This is a genomic window from Rhodopseudomonas palustris, assembly GCF_007005445.1.
In the GTDB taxonomy this organism is placed as follows: Bacteria; Pseudomonadota; Alphaproteobacteria; order Rhizobiales; family Xanthobacteraceae; genus Rhodopseudomonas; species Rhodopseudomonas palustris_G.
The window spans coordinates 2,421,870-2,438,245 of the sequence record NZ_CP041387.1 but is presented as its reverse complement, the minus strand read 5'-3'; the positions used below and the strand labels follow the sequence as shown (position 1 = coordinate 2,438,245).

The following is a 16,376-nucleotide window of genomic DNA, read 5'->3' as shown; positions in this document are numbered from 1 at the left end:
CCTGTTTGGCCGATTGCGGCCCCTGTTGCAAGTAAGCCGCGACGCCGGCTGGCGCCGTCCGGCCTTGCGAGACCTGCAGGGGCCGGTTCCGTTCGATCGCGCATCACGGCAATCGCTCCGTTATTTCACCGCAATCCGATGGTCCAGAAAGTCGCAGACGTTGCGGCCACTTCGGCCGCCACCTATTCTAATCGGACCGCTCTCAGGGAGACGACATGCCCGTGTCACGACAGACGACGCGATCGAGCCGGGGACTGCTCGCAATCGTGGCAGCGCTCGCCATCTCCACCGGATCGGCGGCGGTTGCCGGTCCGGCGATCAACTTTCTGCCGCATCAGGCGCTGTACGATCTCAGCCTTCTGAAAACCCGCAACAACGCCTCGGTCAGTACGGTACGCGGTCGCATCCTGTACAACTTCTCGGGCAATGCCTGCGAAGGCTACACCTCGGATTTTCGCCAGGTGTCGGAGATCGAAAGCGGCGAGGGCAAGAACACGCTGAGCGACCTGCGTTCGTCGAGCTGGGAGGACGCCGCCGGCAAGAGCTATCGGTTCAAGATCGGCACCCGGATGGACGACTCCAAGGAGAGCGACGTCGACGGCATCGCCGAGCGCACCGGTGACCACATTACGGTGAAGCTGAAGCAGCCGGTGCAGAAGACATTCCAGCTCGACGGCGCCACGGTTTTTCCGACCGAGCAGATCGAACGCATCATCGAAGCCGCGCGCGCCGGCAAGTCGCTGCTGAACCTGTCGGTCTACGACGGCTCGGACAACGGCGAGAAGGTGTACAACACCTTGACGGTGATCGGACAGCCGATCAAAGGCGACGGCGCAGCCGCTTCGCCCGACCCGTCGATCAACGACGAGGCGATGAAGGCGATGACCCGCTGGCCGGTGACGGTGAGCTATTACGATCGCGACGCCAAGGCCAATGCCGGCGAACAGACGCCGGTGTACGCGATGTCGTTCGAACTCTACGAGAACGGCGTGTCGCGCTCGCTGGTGCTCGACTACAACGACTTTGTGCTCGCCGGCGCGATGGGCAAGCTCGAGGTCAAGGCGAGCAAGCCGTGTAAGTAGCAAGGCCTCGCGGTTCGTCATGGCGAGGAGCACCCGGATCGGCGCTTTGCGCCGTCCGGGCAAAGGCTCCGCGACGAAGCAATTCGTTGATGAGCACGCAGCGCTCCTGGATTTGCTTCGCTGCGCGCGCAACAATGAGCCGGTCGGATTGACCGCTGTCAGCCCTGCGGCTTCTGCACCCGATCGAACGCGATGCCGCGGATCACGGCGGCGTCGCCGAATTTCTTGCGCAGATCATCGATCGCGCGTTCGGCGTGAGCGGAGCGGCGATCGAGCATGTCGTCCTCAATCGGCCCGGTCTGTTCGGTGAGGGCGCTGACCCCGGTTCCGATCAGCCGGAACGCGGTGCCGTCGATTTCCTTGCTCAGCATCTCGCGCGACACCGAGAAGATCCGGTTCGCCATCTGGGTCGGGGCATGGATCGTCTGCGCCCGAGTGCGCTGGCGGAAGTCGGCGGTCTTCAGCTTCAATGTGATGGTCGAGCCCGAGAGGGCGGCGCTCTTCAGCCGGGCCGACACCTTTTCCGACAGCCGCCACAGGATCTTCTCCAGCGTCGCCTGGTCACGAATGTCGTCCTCGAAGGTGGTCTCGTTGGAAATCGATTTGGCGCCGCGATCGGGCACCACCTTGCGTTCGTCGATGCCGCGCGCCAGCCGCCACAGCCGCCGGCCTTCGTCGCCGAACTGCCGCATCATCTCGATCTCGTCGGCGCGCTGCAGGTCGGCGATGATTCGGAATCCGCGGCTTGCCAGCCGCGATGCCGTCGCCGGGCCGACGCCGAAGATGAAGCCGACCGGCCGCGGCGCCAGCATCTCGCGGGCCTCGTCCTGATCGAGTGCGGCGAAGCCGCGCGGCTTGTCGAGATCGGAGGCGATCTTGGCCAGGAACTTGTTGCACGACAGTCCGACCGACACCGTGACGCCGATGTCGCGCTCGACCTCGCGAGCGAATTTCGCCAGCACCTTGGCGGGGATCATGCCGTGCATCCGCTCGGTGCCGGCCAGATCGAGGAACGCCTCGTCGATCGACAGCGGCTCGACCAGCGGCGTCAGCGCCCGCATCGCCTGCCGCACCTCGCGTCCGACCCGGACATACTTCGCCATGTCGGGTCGCACCACCGCCGCCGATGGGCACAGCGCCAGCGCCTTGAACATCGGCATCGCCGAGCGCACCCCGAAGGTGCGGGCGATGTAGCAGGCGGCCGACACCACGCCGCGCTTGCCGCCGCCGACGATCACCGGCTTGTCGGCCAGCTCCGGATTGTCGCGCTTCTCCACCGTCGCGTAGAACGCGTCGCAATCGATGTGGGCGAGCGACAACGCCCCCAGCGACCGGTGCCGGACGAGGCGCGGCGACCCGCAGGCCGTGCAGCGTCGTGCCTCGGCGCGCTGGTCGGCGAGGCAATCCCGGCAGAAGCCGGGCGTGTTCCGCGTGCCCGGTTCGCCGCCGCTCACGGCGTGTCGCGCTCCCACGGCTTGTCCTCGAGGACCTGGAGCGCTGCTGCGACGTTGGTGGGGTGGAGGTGGACCGAGTCGGCGAAGGCTTTGGCAGTGGCATCCTCGCGCAGCACGAAGTTCAGCACGCTGATCAGGAACTGCGGATCGGCGGCGGAACTGCGCAGCGTCTCCGGGCCGATCCCGGTCTCGGCCAGAAACAGGCCGAGTCGCTCGGGATCTCCGGCAATGAAGGACAGCGCTTGAATCGCCACGATTTCAGCCGCTTGGCGGGGATCTTGAAGACGCTTTCGCATCGGTTGTGTTTGCCTTTCCGTAACTTCTCGTCTCTATTTTATTCAATCATGCCCGAGTCTTGCGGCTTGTCGAACGATCGCGGGCCGCCGGCCCGGGCATTTTAGTGTGAGTAGTGGAGGGCGGGATGGCGAAAACCGTCCTGATCGTCGAAGACAACGAGCTCAATATGAAGCTCTTTCGCGACCTGCTGGAGGCCCATGGCTACCAGACGGCGGGAACGAGCAACGGATACGAAGCCCTCGACCTGGTTCGTAAGCTGCGCCCCGACCTGATCCTGATGGACATCCAGTTGCCCCAGGTGTCCGGGCTGGAAGTCACCCGCTGGATCAAGGACGATGCCGAACTCCGTCACATTCCGGTGGTAGCCGTCACGGCCTTCGCGATGAAGGGCGACGAGGAGCGAATCCGCGAAGGCGGTTGCGAAGCCTATTTGTCCAAGCCGATCTCGGTCGGCAAGTTCATCGAGACCGTCCGGCGGTTCATCGGCTAGGAGTAGCATCGTGTCAGCGCGTATCTTGGTGGTCGACGACATTCCGGCGAACGTCAAGCTGCTCGAAGACCGGCTGTCGGCGGAATATTTCGACGTCATCACCGCGTCGAACGGCGTCGAGGCGCTGGAGATCTGCCAGCGCGCCGAATGCGACATCGTGCTGCTCGACGTGATGATGCCGGACATGGACGGCTTCGAAGTCTGTCGCCGGCTGAAGGCGAACCCCAAGACGCATTTCATCCCGGTGGTAATGGTGACGGCGCTCGACAGCCCGGCCGATCGGGTGCGCGGCCTCGAGGCCGGCGCCGACGATTTCCTCACCAAGCCGGTGTCCGACGTCGTGCTGATCGCGCGGGTGCGATCGCTGACCCGGCTGAAGATGATGACCGACGAACTGCGGATGCGGGCGATCACCTCGCTCGAAATCGGCATGCAGGCGCCTGAGCGTGAAGCGGTCGCGGATCAAGGGAAGGGCGGCCGCATCCTGCTGGTCGACGACCGGCCGTCGTCCTACGAACGGCTTGCGCCGCTGCTCAGCGCCGAGCACGACGTCGACGTCGAGACCAATCCGTCGGAGGCGCTGTTCCACGCTGCAGAAGGCAATTACGACCTGCTGATCGTGTCGCTCGGGCTGGAGAATTTCGACGGGCTCCGGCTGTGCAGCCAGGCGCGCTCGCTGGAGCGCACCCGGCACGTGCCGATCCTCGCCATCGCCGATGCCGAAAACAACGCGCGGCTGCTGCGCGGGCTCGAAATCGGCGTCAATGATTATCTGCTGCGGCCGGTCGACAAGAACGAATTGATGGCGCGGGCGCGGACCCAGATCCGGCGCCGCCGTTACACCGATCATCTGCGCGACAACGTGCAGCATTCGATCGAGATGGCGATCACCGACGGCCTCACCGGGCTGCACAACCGGCGCTACATGGAAAGCCATCTGGCGACACTGGCGGAGCAGGCGAGCGCGCGCGGCAAGCCGCTGGCGCTGATGATCCTCGACATCGACTTTTTCAAGTCGATCAACGACAGCTACGGCCACGATGCCGGCGACGACGTGCTGCGCGAGTTCGCGCTGAGGATCAAGAAGTCGATCCGCGGCATCGATCTCGCTTGCCGTTACGGCGGCGAGGAGTTCGTGATCGTGATGCCGGAGACCGATCTGCACGTCGCCCAGATGGTGGCCGAGCGGCTGCGCCGCGCCATCGCCGGCGAGCCGTTCGCGGTCGAGAAGGGCACCCGACGCATCGAAGTCACGATTTCGATCGGGCTGTCGACGCTGGAGCGCAAGGGCGAGCCGATCCCCGACCTGCTGAAACGCGCCGACACCGCGCTGTATCGCGCCAAGCACGATGGCCGCAACCGCGTGGTCGCGGCGGCCGCGTAAGTAGCGCTTCCTGTTGTTCCCGAATTGGGAACATGCTGTCTACGATCATGCGTCCGATCGCTCGCACCGTCCGTCGAGCGTTGGTACGCCTTGGTCAAGGCTGCGAACTGGACCTCGACCGGCGATGTGCAAAAGGCAGCACCGAGGGCGAAGGTGCTCAATAGCGAGCGCGTCAGATTCGAGATCGCTGGCGGCAATTTTCGATTGGTGGCCGCGTTCGATTTTCGTCGTCAGTCGCGTTTGTGAAGTTCATCGGGACGCACGCCGAATTCGATCGGATCGATGCGTTGACTGTGTCGAAATTCTGAGGAGATCGCTGTGGACCTTCGCCCGATCCGGACTGACGAGGATCACCGCGCCGCACTGGCTGCGATCGAGGCTTGCTGGGGGGCGCCGGAAGGGTCGGAAGAGGGCGACAGGCTCGACGTCCTGTTGGCGCTGGTCGAGCTTTATGAAGCGAAACGGTGGCCGATCGCGATTGGCGAAGATCAGGACCCGGTCGATGTATTGCAATACGCCATCGACGAACTCGGACATACGCAGACTGAGTTGGCCGAACTTCTCGGCTCGCGGTCGCGAGCGTCCGAGGTGCTGTCGCGTCGTCGCGCGCTCACCGTCGAGATGATCCGCAAGATCGCAGAGGCGTGGAAGATCCCTGCCGACCTGCTGGTGCGACCATACAAGACCGAACGTGCCGCCTGAGCAGCGATCGGCATGGTCGCGGCGGCGGCGTAGCCGAGGCAATTTGCACGACCTCACGATCCGCACGGTCGTCATCCCCGCGCAGGCGGGGATCCAGTACGCCGCGGCTTCTGTGTTTGATCCCGGGCGCTCTGGGATACTGGGGCGCCCGCCTGCGCGGGCGATGACGTCTGTGGGCGGAGCGAAGGCTGCCGATCATCGCCCAAAATAGAAACGGGGCCCGAAGGCCCCGCGGAAGGAATGCCGTGAGTAGGCCGCGAGCGGCTTACTTGATCTTGGCTTCCTTGAACTCGACGTGCTTGCGCGCGACCGGATCGTACTTCTTCTTGACCATCTTGTCGGTCATGGTGCGCGAGTTCTTCTTCGTCACGTAATAGAACCCGGTGTCGGCCGTCGACACGAGCTTGATCTTGATGGTGACCGCCTTGGCCATGGTCTCAAACCTCGAAATTTGGGAATAAACAGGCGAGGTCGAACGTCAGGACCCGCGTTTGGCCGGCAAACTAGCCGCGAATGCCTGAAAGTCAAGGTTCTCGGCCGGTATTGCCGCGCGGGAGAGGCGAAATCGCTGTCGAGCCCGGAAATTGGCACCCAAACCAGCCAAAATCCACGCCAATCCGACAAGACGGCGATCTGCGCATCGCAGATCTTCCCGAGCGCGACCTCGATTTCGGGTCGTTGCGACCCATGTTCGGAAGCCCGCTCCCGATTCTGTCACGAAAGGCCCCAGATGACCGCCAGCGAGCCGGCCCTGCGCGTTGCGGAGATTCTCGACCCGAACCACCGCCGAAGCCCGGCCCCGGCGGGGGGGCGGCGGTGCCGGCCCCAGCAATGAGCGCCGGGTTGACGCTGGCGATGGCCGCGGCCGCCGGCATCGGCGTCGCCAACATCTATTACAACCAGCCGATGCTCGGGGTGATCGAGCGCGATCTCGGCAGCCCGGCGCTGACCGGGATGATTCCGACCGCAACCCAGCTCGGCTATGCGGTCGGCCTGTTCCTGCTGGTGCCGCTCGGCGATCTGACCGACCGGCGGCGGCTGATCGCCGGCCAGTTCGTGCTGCTGGCTGTCGCGGCCGCGCTGGTGGCGCTGGCGCCGTCGGCCTGGCTGATCATCGCCGCGTCGCTGGCGCTCGGCGCCTGCGCCACCGTGGCGCAGCAGGTGGTGCCGTTCGCCGCCGCGCTGGCGGCGCCGGAGCGGCGTGGCAAGACGATCGGGTTGGTGATGGCGGGGCTGTTGTGCGGCATCCTGCTGAGCCGGACCGTGGCAGGCTTCGTCGCCGGTCATCTCGGTTGGCGCGAGATGTTCTGGCTGGCGGTCCCGGCGGCGCTCGCCGCCGCGGCGCTGATGGCGTGGCTGCTGCCTCGCCATCACGGCCACCTCGATATCGGCTATGGCGCCGCGTTGAAATCGCTGGCGTCGCTGTGGCGCCAGCAGCCGGATCTGCGGCGCGCAACCGCGGTGCAGGCCGCACTGTTCGCCTCCTTCAGCGTGTTCTGGACCGTGCTGGCGCTGCATCTGCAGGAGCCGCACTTCGGACTCGGCGCTGAAGCCGCGGGCCTGTTCGGCCTGGTCGGTGTGGTCGGCGTACTGGCGGCGCCGATCTCCGGCCGGATCGCCGATCGACGCGGACCTGGACCGGTGATCGCGATCGGCGCAGCGCTGGTGCTGGCGTCGTGGGGGCTGTTCGGACTTTCGGGAAGCATCGCCGGACTGCTGATCGGCGTGGTGGTGCTGGATTTCGGCCTGCAGGGCGCGCTGATCTCCAACCAGCACATCGTCTACGCGCTGGCGCCGGAGGCGCGAAACCGGCTCAACACCGTGTTCATGACCGGAGTGTTCATCGGCGGATCGATCGGCTCGGCCGGTGCCGCCTTCGCCTGGGCGCACGGCGGCTGGACGGTGGTGAGCCTCTACGGCGGCGGGTTGGCGGCGATTGCCTTGCTGCTGGAACTAACGGCACGGTGGTCGCGCCGTTAGTGCGAGTGTGCTGGTGAGATGCAGGCCGGGCGCTCAGCCGCCCGGCAGCATGTCCTTCTGCATCTTGCCGCCGTAGAAGTGGAAGAACGGCAGCGCGGCATCGTGGCGCAGCGGACCGGTGGCAAGCCGGCGATCGAGTTCGCCGAGCACGTTCTTGGTCATCGGATGCAGATCGGCGAGCGGCTTGGAGCCGAGCTCGACCCACACCAACTCGACCAGCTCGGCATCGGCATGCACCACACCGTCGACGCGGTGCGCGATCGCCGAGGCATCGGCGGTGAAGAACCGGGTGTCGAACCGCTTGATCCGGCCGGGCGGGGTGATGGCGCGCGCGATCAGGAACAGGCCGGAGGGATCGGGCAGCAGGCCGGCTTCGGCGAACGGCTGCCACGGGCCGGCCAGTGTCGCTTTGGCCTCGGTCCTGCAGCCGAGGCACAGTCCGGTCTCCTCGCAGGCTTCGCGGATCGCCGCGATCGCAAGGGCGCGGGCGCGAGAAGGCGTAGTCTTCGGGCTGCCCTTCAGCAGATTGGCTTCCAGCTCGGGCGGGATCGGCGCCGCGACCGGGACGCGGACGTCGCTCTTGTCGACGCGGCCGCCGGGAAACACGAACTTGCCGGGCATGAACACCACGTTGTCGTGGCGCTTGCCGACCAGCACTTTCGGCGTCGAGGCGCTGCGATCGACCAGGATCAGCGTCGCTGCGTCCTTGGGGCGGAAATACGGGTGGTGGCTGGCTTCCTGGTGATCCTGCTCGACCTTCGGCTCGGTCCGTGTGGCGGATTCGGTCATGTCGCTCCCGTTGTCGTTTCTTGTTGATGTTGTTGTTTGTCGTTGTGCCGCCGCGTGGCAATCGCGCCGTCAGTGATCGGGGTTGGTTTCGTCGAAGCCGTGCATCCGGAATGCCCATTGCAATCCGACGACGGCGCCTTTGACCGGTTGCAGCAATAGCAGCGAAGCCAGCAGGGTGAAAGGCAGGTAGATCGCGAGCTGAAGCATCACCGGCGGCGCGTAATGGGTCTCGATCGACAGCGCGAGCGGCACCACGACATGGCCGACGATAACGATCACCAGATAAGCGGGGAGGTCGTCGGCGCGGTGCCCGGTGAAATCCTGGCCGCATTGGTCGCAGCGGTCGGCGGTCTTGAGGAACGCGCGGAACATCCGGCCTTCGCCGCAGTTCGGGCAGCGGCCGCGGAAACCGCGCCACATCGCCTGCCAGACGTTGCGCTGCTGCGACGGCGCAGATTGCGGAGGCCAGACGATCGGCTCGCGTGACAGCGTGGTCATCAGCGTTTTCCTCTCCCGGACTTGGTTTTTTGTTTCGGCTTGGCTGCTTTCCGCGCTTTCGCCCGTCCGGGCTTGGCGCGGGCCGGCTTGCCGCTCTCGGTTTTCAGCTTGGCCTTGCTTGTCCCCTTGGTCTTGCGTCCAGTCTTGCGGTGCGTGAATTCGACGTTGGCATTGCTCACCAGCTCGAACCGCAGCGCGCCGGCCACCGGCGCAGCTTCCACCAGCTTGACGTCGACCACATCCCCCAGCCGGTGCATGGCCCCGCTGCGCGAGCCGATGAGCGCGTGGCGGGTTTCGTCGTAGTTGAAATACTCGTCGCCGAGCGAGCGGATCGGAATCAGCCCGTCGGCGCCGGTGTCGCTCAGCTTGACGAACAGCCCGGCCTTGGTGACGCCGGAGACGCGGCCCTGGAACGTGGCGCCGATCCGGTCGGCGAGGTGATGCGCGATCAGCCGGTCGACGGTCTCGCGCTCGGCTTTCATCGCGCGGCGCTCGGTGAGCGAGATTTGCGCGGCGACTTCCGCCAGCGTCTCGGTGGTCTCGCTCGGCGGCAGCGCGCCGTCGCCGAGATCGAGCGCGCGGATCAGCGCGCGGTGCACGACGAGGTCGGCGTAGCGCCGGATCGGCGAGGTGAAATGCGCGTAGCGGCGCAAGTTCAGGCCGAAATGGCCGTAGTTTTCGGCCGCATATTCGGCCTGCGCCTGCGAGCGCAGCACCACCTCGTTGACCAGCGGCTCGGAGTCCTCGCCTTTGACCATCGCCAGGATGCGGTTGAACTGCGCCGGCCGCAGCGCGCCGCCTTTGGCGAACGACATATCCAGCGTCTTCAAGAAGTCGACGAGGTTGTGGACCTTCTCGACGCTGGGTTCGTCGTGCACCCGGTAGATCAGCGGCAGCGCCTTCTTCTCCAGCATCTCGGCGGCTGCGACGTTGGCGAGGATCATGAACTCCTCGATCAGCCGGTGCGCATCGAGCCGCTCCGGCACGATCACGCGGTCGACGGTGCCGTCCGGCTTCAGGATGATCTTGCGCTCGGGCAGATCGAGGTCGAGCGGATCGCGCTCGTCGCGGCCGCGCTTGACCACCGCATAGGCGTCGTACAACGGCTTCAGGATGGTTTCGAGCAGCGGGCCGGTGACGTCGTCGGGCTTGCCGTCGATCGCCGCCTGCGCCTGCGCGTAGCTCAGCTTCGCGGCCGAGCGCATCAGCATGCGGTGGAACGAATGCGAGCGCTTGCGCCCCTGCGCGTCGATCACCATGCGGACCGCGAGGGCGCCGCGGGGCTCACCCGGTTTCAGCGAGCACAGGTCGTTGGAGATCCGCTCCGGCAGCATCGGCACGACGCGATCGGGAAAGTACACCGAATTGCCGCGGCGCAGCGCATCGCGATCGAGCGCCGAGCCGGGCCGCACGTAGTAGGCGACGTCTGCGATCGCGACATGCAGGATAACGCCGCCTTTGTTGTTGGGGTCGGGGTCCGGCTCGGCATGGACCGCGTCGTCGTGATCCTTGGCGTCCGGCGGATCGATCGTCACCAGCGGCAGGTCGCGCCAGTCTTCGCGGCCCTTCAGCGTCGCCGGCTCCGCGGCTTCGGACTCGCGGATCGCGGAGGTGGAGAATTCCTGCGGGATATCGTGGGTGTGGATCGCGATCAGGCTGATCGCTTTTTCGCTGGCGAGCGAGCCGAGCCGTTCCTTGACGCGGCCGGAGGCGAGGCCATAGCCGCGGGTGCGGATCAGATCGACACTGACGAGATCGCCATCCTGCGCGCCGCCGGCATCGTGCGCCGCGATGTTGAGTTCGCGGCCGGCCTGTTTCTTGTCGACCGGCACCATCCGGCCGCCGCCCTGCGGCAGCGCGCGGAAGATGCCGAGGATCCGCGCCTTGCCGCGCTCCAGCACACGGATGACGCGGCCGACATAAGCGGGACCACCCTCGCGCGGATCGGCAGTCTCGACATGCAGCAGTGCGCGATCACCGACGCCGGCCGCGGTGCCCGGCTTGATCCGGCGCGGCGTGTGGATGCGGATCTTCGGCGCGTCGCCGTCCTGCTCGTCCCATTCGGACGGCGTGGCGATCAGTTCGCCGTCGGCGTCGCGCGAGACGATGTCGGCCAGCAAGGTCGGGGGCAGCGTCGCCGGCTCCGAGACCTTGCGGCGGCCGCTCTTGCGGATGCTGCCGCCGTCGGCGAGCTCGCGCAGCATTCGCTTCAGTTCGGCGCGATCGGCGTTCTTCAGGCCGTATTCGCGCGCGATCTCCCGGGTGCCGATCTTGCCGGGGTGGGCGCGGATGAAGGCGAGGAGGGTGGCCTTGTCCGGAAACTTCGCGTCGCGCGGTTTGCTCACATCTATCCGTTCTTGGCGGCGCTGCTCTTGACCGCGTCTTTGGGCTTGGCGGCCTTCTTCGCCGCCGTCTTGGCCGCGACCGGTGCGCGCGCCTTGCTGGCGGCGGCGCTCTCAGCCTTCGGCTTGGCCTTCTTGGCGGCGGCCTTCTTGGCCGGCTTGGCGTCGCCGTCGGCTTTCTTGGTCGCCGCCTTCTTGGCGGGGGCCTTCTTCTTGGCCTTGCCGCCGCCCTTGGCGGCGCGCTCGTCGAGCAGCGCGATCGCTTCGGGCAGGGTGATGGTGTCTTCGGTCTTGTCGTTCGGGATCGTGGCGTTGACGCCGCCGGCGGTGACGTAGGCACCGTAGCGGCCCTTCTTCACCGCGACCGCGCCGAGGCTCGGATGGTCGCCGAGCGCCTTGCCGGGATCGGAACCGAACCGGCCCTTGCTCGGGCCCTTGGCCACCTTCTCGGCGATCAGCGTCACCGCGCGGTTGAGACCGATGGTGTGGACGTCGTCGCCGGCTTCGAGGCTGGCATAGGTCTTCTCGTGCTGGACATAGGGGCCGAACCGGCCGATGCCGGCCTTGATCGGCTGCCCGGTCTCCGGATGCTTGCCGACTTCGCGCGGCAGCGCCAGCAGCTTGAGCGCCATTTCGAGATCGACATCGGACGGCGAGGTGCCCTTCGGAATGCCGGCCCGCTTCGGCTTTTCGCCTTCGCCGTAATCCTTGGCCTCGCCGAGCTGGATGTAGGGGCCGAACCTGCCGGACTTCACCGCGACCTCGAGGCCGCTGTCGGGATCGGTGCCGAGCACGCGGTCGGCATCGCCGGCGCTGTCGGAGGCGAGCGGCCGGGTGTAGCGGCATTCCGGATAGTTCGAGCAGCCGACGAAGGCGCCGAACTTGCCGGCCTTCAGGTTGAGCTTGCCGGTGCCGCAGCTCGGGCACTGCCGCGGATCGCCGCCGTCCTCGCGCGCCGGATAGATGTGCGGCCCGAGCATCTCGTCGAGCACGTCGAGCACCTGGGCGACGCGCAGATCCTTGATCTCGTCGACCGCGCCGATGAAGTCGCGCCAGAAGTCGCTCAGCACCTGTTTCCAGGACACTTCATTGTTGGAGATGCGGTCGAGGTCTTCCTCGAGGCCGGCGGTGAAGTCGTATTCGACGTAGCGGGTGAAGAAGCTCTCCAGGAACGCGACCACGACGCGGCCCTTGTCCTCGCCGTGCAGCCGCTTCTTCTCCAGCCGGACGTAGCCGCGATCTTTCAGCACCTGCAGAATCGAGGCGTAGGTCGAGGGCCGGCCGATGCCGAGCTCTTCCATCCGCTTCACCAGCGAGGCTTCGGAGAACCGCGGCGGCGGCTCGGTGAAATGCTGGGTGACGGCGAGCGCCTCGCGCTTCAGCGCCTCGTTCTCGCTCATCGGCGGCAGCCGGCGGGAATCCTCGTCCTCGGAGTCGTCGTCGCGGCCTTCCTGATAGGCGGCGAGGAAGCCGTCGAACTTCACCACCTGGCCGGTGGCGCGCAGTTCCAGCACGCGCGGCCCGGCTTTCGCCTCGATATCGACGGTGGTGCGCTCCAGCTCGGCGGATTCCATCTGGCTGGCGACGGTGCGGATCCAGATCAGCTCGTACAGCCGGGCCTGGTCGGAATCGAGGTTGCGGCTGACGTCGGACGGCCGCCGCGACAGGTCGGTCGGGCGGATCGCTTCGTGGGCTTCCTGCGCGTTCTTGGCCTTGGCGGTGTATTGCCGCGGCGCCTCCGGCACATAGGCGTTGCCGAAATCCTCGGCGATCACCTTGCGCGCCTGGGTGATGGCGGACGGATCGATCTGCACGCCGTCGGTACGCATATAAGTGATGAGACCGACCGTCTCGCCGCCGATGTCGACGCCTTCGTACAGCCGCTGCGCCACCCGCATGGTGTGGGCCGGGGCGAAGCCGAGCTTGCGGCTGGCTTCCTGCTGCAGCGTCGAGGTGGTGAAGGGCGCGTAGGGGTTGCGGCGTGCCGGCTTGGCTTCGACGGTGGCGACGCGGAAATTCGCCGCCTCGATTGCCTTCTTGAAGTCCTCGGCCTCGGCGCCGGTGCCGATGTCGAGCCGCTGGATCTTCTTGCCATCGGCGCCGACCAGCCGCGCCTCGAAGGTATCGCCCCGCGGCGTCGCCAGAGTGGCGATCAGCGACCAGTACTCGCGGGGGACGAATTTCTCAATTTCCGTCTCGCGGTCGCACACTAGCCGCAGCGCCACCGATTGCACCCGGCCGGCGGAGCGGGCGCCGGGAAGCTTGCGCCACAGCACCGGGGAGAGGGTAAAGCCGACCAGATAGTCGAGCGCCCGGCGCGCCATATAGGCGTCGACCAGGGCGCCGTCGATCTGGCGCGGGTGCTTCATCGCATCCGTGACCGACTGCTTGGTGATGGCGTTGAACACCACGCGCTCGACCTGTTGGTCCTTCAGCGCACGTTTCTGCTTCATCACCTCCAGCACGTGCCAGGAGATCGCCTCGCCCTCGCGATCAGGGTCGGTGGCGAGGATCAGCTTGTCCGCATTCTTCAGAGCCTTGGCGATGTCGTTGAGACGGCTCGCGGCTTTCGGGTCGACCTCCCAGATCATCTGGAAGTCGGCATCCGGGTCGACCGATCCGTTCTTCGCCGGCAAGTCGCGCACGTGCCCGAACGAGGCCAGAACCTCATAGGACGAGCCGAGATATTTGTTGATCGTCTTGGCCTTCGCGGGCGACTCGACAATGACGAGGTTCATCGCATCCAAGCATCATAATGAAGAGAAAAAGGCCGGTCTGCGAGACTCGCGCCGGCCGGATTGCCCGGAACATGGGTGGTGACAGGGGCGCTGTCAAATCGCCGATCGGGCAACTAGGCCGAAATCAGACCCACTCAGAACTGAAATTCACGAAACATAAACCTAGAGCTGCACAACCTATACGTGTATATGATTGAGTCTCTCTCCTTATCGGAGAGTTCCAATCTGTCTAGGAATGGTGCCCGATGTCGCCGCCGTCCGAGAGCCACGGAAACTCCCGCTACGCCCGCCCGGGAGATGGCGGGCCGGTCGAAGCGGCCCAATACCTGTCGGAGGCGACCGGGCAACTGATTCAGGTCGCCCGAGCGCACCGTCTCGATGTACTTTGTTACCTTCTCGATATGGCGCGGATGGAAGCCAAGGACATCGTGCGCCGCCGGCGCAATTCCACCAGCGAGTGAACAGGTTCCTTCAAGGCTCTCATCCGATTGGATTCCTCTCGATATCCTCATGTTCTGGGTGAGCTGCAGGCAGCGGCAAGGACGGCCGGCACTGACAGGCGGCTGCCGTTGTCATGAGGTGGTGACGATTAACGTCTAATTAACCGAACCAGTTCACGATTCGAACGTCGGGGCGGGCCGGATGTACGTCCGCTCCTGGACAATGGCTCGAAGTGTCATCGCTTCGGGCCGTTGGCTTTTTTGGGCGCGGTCGCGCTCAGCTCAGCGACACCAGGGAGCCGCCGTGGCGTTCGAGGCGGCCGGCGAGTTCGAGCTCCAGCAGCACGGTGCGCACCACGGCGGGTGAAATGCCCGACAGGCGGATCAGATCGTCGATTCCGACGGGGCTCGGTCCGAGCAGGCCGAGAATCCGGCTGCGGTCGCTTGCCTCCGGCTCCCCGGTCGGCGGCGCGTGCTCCGGCTCCCGGTTCGGCATCTCGACCGGCCGCTCCAGGATCGACGCAACCGCGTCGACAATGTCGGACGCCGATGTGATCAGGGTCGCGCCCTGCTTGATCAGGTCGTTGGTTCCGGCGGCACGCGGGTCGAGCGGCGATCCCGGGACGGCGAACACCTCGCGGCCCTGATCGGCGGCGCGGCGGGCGGTGATCAGCGAGCCGGAGCGATAGGCGGCCTCGATCACCACGACGCCGACCGCGGCGCCGGAGATCAGCCGGTTGCGGCGCGGAAAATCCTTGGCCCGGGGGATGTGACCGAGCGGCATCTCGGAGATCGCGGCGCCGCGCGCCTGAATGATGTCCAGCAGCAGATCCTCGTGCTCGGCCGGGTAGATCTTGTCATGGCCGCCGGCCAGCACCGCAACGGTGCCGCCGGCAAGGCTGGCGCGATGCGCCGCCTGGTCGATGCCGCGGGCCAGGCCGGAGATCACCACGAAGCCGCTTGCGCCAAGATCGGCGGCGAGTTGGCCGGCGAATTTCAGTCCGGCGCCCGAGGCGTTGCGCGAGCCGACGATTCCGATCATCGGCCGCGCCATCACGGCGAGCGCATCGGGCAGGGCGTGGACTCCGAGCAGCGGCGGCGCATCGTCGATCGTGGCCAGCCGCGGCGGGTAGCCGGTCTCGCCCGGCGCCACCAGCTCGACGCCGATCCGGCGCCCGCTCTCGATCTCGCGCCGCGCTTCGTCCTCGGATGGGATGCGTCCAGCCCGCGCGGCGCCGCCGCGCCGCGCCAACTCCGGCAACCGCTCCAGCGCCACGCGCGCCGAGCCGAAATGATTGATCAGCGAACGAAACGTCCGCGGCCCGACATTGTCGGCCCGGATCAGCCGCAGCCAATCGATCCGCTGCGCCTCGGTGAGGACGGTCGTCCCTGGATCACTGCCGCGCTCGCCCACATCCGCCCCCGCGAGCGGGAGTGTGACGTAACTTTAGCGTGTGAACAAGGCCGACCAAGGCGGTGGGCCGCGGCGCACGAACGGGTCGTGTCGGCGGGGTGCGATCAGGCTGCTCGCAAGGACGTGCGGTTACTTCTTCTCGCCGATCTTGCCTTCGGTGCCGGCCTGCAGCCGCTTGATGTTCTCGCGGTGCATCCAGAACAGCAGCAGGGTCAGCACCGCGAAGAGTGAGGCGAGGGCGGCGTGGCCGAACCACCACAGGAAGATCGGGGTGACGAAGCTCGCGACCAGCGCCGACAATGACGAGTAGCGCGAGGTGAAGGCGGTCGCCAGCCACATCAGGCAGAACACCACCGCGGCCGGCCAGAACAGGCCGATCAGCACGCCGATATACACGGCGACGCCCTTGCCGCCCTTGAACTTCAGCCACACCGGAAACAGATGGCCGAGGAAGGCGCCGAGGGCCGCCAGCATCGCGGCGTTGGCGGCGATCGCGTCGGTCCCGGCGGCGAGATAGGCGGCGAGGATCACCGCCGCGGTGCCCTTCAGCGCATCGAGCAGCAATGTTGCGGCGGCGAGGCCCTTGCGGCCGGTGCGCAGCACGTTGGTGGCGCCGATATTGCCGGAGCCGATCGAGCGCAGATCCTGGGTGCCGGCGACCTTGGTGAGGATCAGGCCGAACGGGATCGAGCCGAACAGATAACCGATCACCAGTGCGCCAAGGTAGATCCCGATCATCACAACTCTCCAAACACTCTAGCGCGGC

The 16,376-nt window shown here is 66.3% G+C and carries 16 protein-coding genes; 7 read left to right on the top strand and 9 right to left on the bottom strand.

All coding sequences use genetic code 11. From position 1 onward, the window contains the following. Positions 1 to 215: 215 nt before the first annotated feature. Positions 216 to 1,082, top strand: a complete 867-nt coding sequence (locus FLL57_RS11105; protein ID WP_013502014.1) for a cell envelope integrity EipB family protein — start codon at positions 216 to 218, stop codon at positions 1,080 to 1,082. A gap of 158 nt (positions 1,083 to 1,240) precedes the next feature. On the opposite strand, the gene FLL57_RS11100 is transcribed toward FLL57_RS11105, so the two are convergent. Both FLL57_RS11100 and FLL57_RS11095 read right to left on the bottom strand, forming a co-directional pair. Continuing rightward, positions 1,241 to 2,536, bottom strand: a complete 1,296-nt coding sequence (locus FLL57_RS11100) for a DNA polymerase IV (protein ID WP_142882916.1) — start codon at positions 2,534 to 2,536, stop codon at positions 1,241 to 1,243. Next, positions 2,533 to 2,832: a DUF3572 domain-containing protein gene (locus FLL57_RS11095; RefSeq protein ID WP_142882915.1), complete on the bottom strand. Its 300-nt coding sequence runs from the start codon at positions 2,830 to 2,832 to the stop codon at positions 2,533 to 2,535. The genes FLL57_RS11100 and FLL57_RS11095 overlap by 4 nt, the downstream gene beginning before the upstream one ends. Before the next feature lie 125 nt (positions 2,833 to 2,957). Between FLL57_RS11095 and FLL57_RS11090 the strand changes: the two genes are divergently transcribed. The 4 genes from FLL57_RS11090 to FLL57_RS11075 all read left to right on the top strand — a co-directional run bounded on the left by FLL57_RS11090 (position 2,958) and on the right by FLL57_RS11075 (position 5,409). Further along, positions 2,958 to 3,323 carry a response regulator gene (locus tag FLL57_RS11090; protein WP_011158678.1) on the top strand — a complete coding sequence of 122 codons (366 nt, stop codon included), beginning with the start codon at positions 2,958 to 2,960 and terminating at the stop codon, positions 3,321 to 3,323. Between the two features lie 10 nt (positions 3,324 to 3,333). Further along, positions 3,334 to 4,707, top strand: a complete 1,374-nt coding sequence (locus FLL57_RS11085) for a PleD family two-component system response regulator (RefSeq protein WP_013502017.1) — start codon at positions 3,334 to 3,336, stop codon at positions 4,705 to 4,707. A gap of 126 nt (positions 4,708 to 4,833) precedes the next feature. Further along, on the top strand, positions 4,834 to 4,953 hold the full coding sequence (locus FLL57_RS23545) for a type II toxin-antitoxin system HigB family toxin (RefSeq protein ID WP_235677274.1): 120 nt from the start codon (positions 4,834 to 4,836) through the stop codon (positions 4,951 to 4,953). A gap of 186 nt (positions 4,954 to 5,139) precedes the next feature. Beyond that, positions 5,140 to 5,409, top strand: a complete 270-nt coding sequence (locus FLL57_RS11075) for a helix-turn-helix domain-containing protein (protein ID WP_349627480.1) — start codon at positions 5,140 to 5,142, stop codon at positions 5,407 to 5,409. A 265-nt stretch (positions 5,410 to 5,674) separates the two neighbouring features. On the opposite strand, the gene rpmG is transcribed toward FLL57_RS11075, so the two are convergent. Next, positions 5,675 to 5,842, bottom strand: a complete 168-nt coding sequence (gene rpmG / locus FLL57_RS11070) for a 50S ribosomal protein L33 (RefSeq protein ID WP_011158674.1) — start codon at positions 5,840 to 5,842, stop codon at positions 5,675 to 5,677. Between the two features lie 398 nt (positions 5,843 to 6,240). Between rpmG and FLL57_RS11065 the strand changes: the two genes are divergently transcribed. Beyond that, complete coding sequence (locus FLL57_RS11065) at positions 6,241 to 7,389, top strand: MFS transporter (protein ID WP_142884202.1); 1,149 nt, start codon at positions 6,241 to 6,243, stop codon at positions 7,387 to 7,389. Positions 7,390 to 7,422: 33 nt separating this feature from the next. Here the strand turns inward: FLL57_RS11065 and FLL57_RS11060 are convergent, their stop codons facing one another. From FLL57_RS11060 to topA, 4 genes are all read right to left on the bottom strand, one after another. Then, complete coding sequence (locus tag FLL57_RS11060) at positions 7,423 to 8,178, bottom strand: NUDIX hydrolase (RefSeq protein WP_142882913.1); 756 nt, start codon at positions 8,176 to 8,178, stop codon at positions 7,423 to 7,425. 69 nt (positions 8,179 to 8,247) lie between these two features. Next, the gene (locus FLL57_RS11055; protein WP_047309163.1) at positions 8,248 to 8,676 is read right to left on the bottom strand and encodes a DUF983 domain-containing protein; all 429 of its coding nucleotides are present in this window, start codon (positions 8,674 to 8,676) and stop codon (positions 8,248 to 8,250) included. After that, on the bottom strand, positions 8,676 to 11,021 hold the full coding sequence (gene rnr / locus FLL57_RS11050; protein WP_142882912.1) for a ribonuclease R: 2,346 nt from the start codon (positions 11,019 to 11,021) through the stop codon (positions 8,676 to 8,678). Before rnr ends, FLL57_RS11055 begins: the two co-directional genes overlap by 1 nt. Positions 11,022 to 11,023: 2 nt before the next feature. Continuing rightward, a complete protein-coding gene (gene topA / locus FLL57_RS11045) occupies positions 11,024 to 13,756 on the bottom strand; it encodes a type I DNA topoisomerase (RefSeq protein WP_047309161.1) in 2,733 nt (910 codons plus the stop codon). Between the two features lie 245 nt (positions 13,757 to 14,001). On the opposite strand from topA, the gene FLL57_RS11040 reads away from it, so the two are divergent. Continuing rightward, the gene (locus FLL57_RS11040; protein WP_047309160.1) at positions 14,002 to 14,217 is read left to right on the top strand and encodes a hypothetical protein; all 216 of its coding nucleotides are present in this window, start codon (positions 14,002 to 14,004) and stop codon (positions 14,215 to 14,217) included. A 256-nt stretch (positions 14,218 to 14,473) separates the two neighbouring features. Here the strand turns inward: FLL57_RS11040 and dprA are convergent, their stop codons facing one another. Beyond that, positions 14,474 to 15,610, bottom strand: a complete 1,137-nt coding sequence (gene dprA / locus FLL57_RS11035; protein ID WP_142882911.1) for a DNA-processing protein DprA — start codon at positions 15,608 to 15,610, stop codon at positions 14,474 to 14,476. Between the two features lie 129 nt (positions 15,611 to 15,739). Next, positions 15,740 to 16,351, bottom strand: a complete 612-nt coding sequence (plsY, locus tag FLL57_RS11030; protein ID WP_041807236.1) for a glycerol-3-phosphate 1-O-acyltransferase PlsY — start codon at positions 16,349 to 16,351, stop codon at positions 15,740 to 15,742. Positions 16,352 to 16,376 lie beyond the last annotated feature (25 nt).

What these genes read in the sequence shown, in the direction of transcription:
- FLL57_RS11040 (WP_047309160.1), top strand. Translation starts at nt 14,002, where the DNA reads ATGTCGCCGCCGTCCGAGAGCCACGGAAACTCCCGCTACGCCCGCCCG.
- FLL57_RS11090 (WP_011158678.1), top strand. Translation starts at nt 2,958, where the DNA reads ATGGCGAAAACCGTCCTGATCGTCGAAGACAACGAGCTCAATATGAAG.
- rpmG (WP_011158674.1), bottom strand. Translation starts at nt 5,842, where the DNA reads ATGGCCAAGGCGGTCACCATCAAGATCAAGCTCGTGTCGACGGCCGAC.
- FLL57_RS11105 (WP_013502014.1), top strand. Translation starts at nt 216, where the DNA reads ATGCCCGTGTCACGACAGACGACGCGATCGAGCCGGGGACTGCTCGCA.
- FLL57_RS11060 (WP_142882913.1), bottom strand. Translation starts at nt 8,178, where the DNA reads ATGACCGAATCCGCCACACGGACCGAGCCGAAGGTCGAGCAGGATCAC.
- topA (WP_047309161.1), bottom strand. Translation starts at nt 13,756, where the DNA reads ATGAACCTCGTCATTGTCGAGTCGCCCGCGAAGGCCAAGACGATCAAC.
- FLL57_RS11065 (WP_142884202.1), top strand. Translation starts at nt 6,241, where the DNA reads ATGAGCGCCGGGTTGACGCTGGCGATGGCCGCGGCCGCCGGCATCGGC.
- FLL57_RS11055 (WP_047309163.1), bottom strand. Translation starts at nt 8,676, where the DNA reads ATGACCACGCTGTCACGCGAGCCGATCGTCTGGCCTCCGCAATCTGCG.
- FLL57_RS11095 (WP_142882915.1), bottom strand. Translation starts at nt 2,832, where the DNA reads ATGCGAAAGCGTCTTCAAGATCCCCGCCAAGCGGCTGAAATCGTGGCG.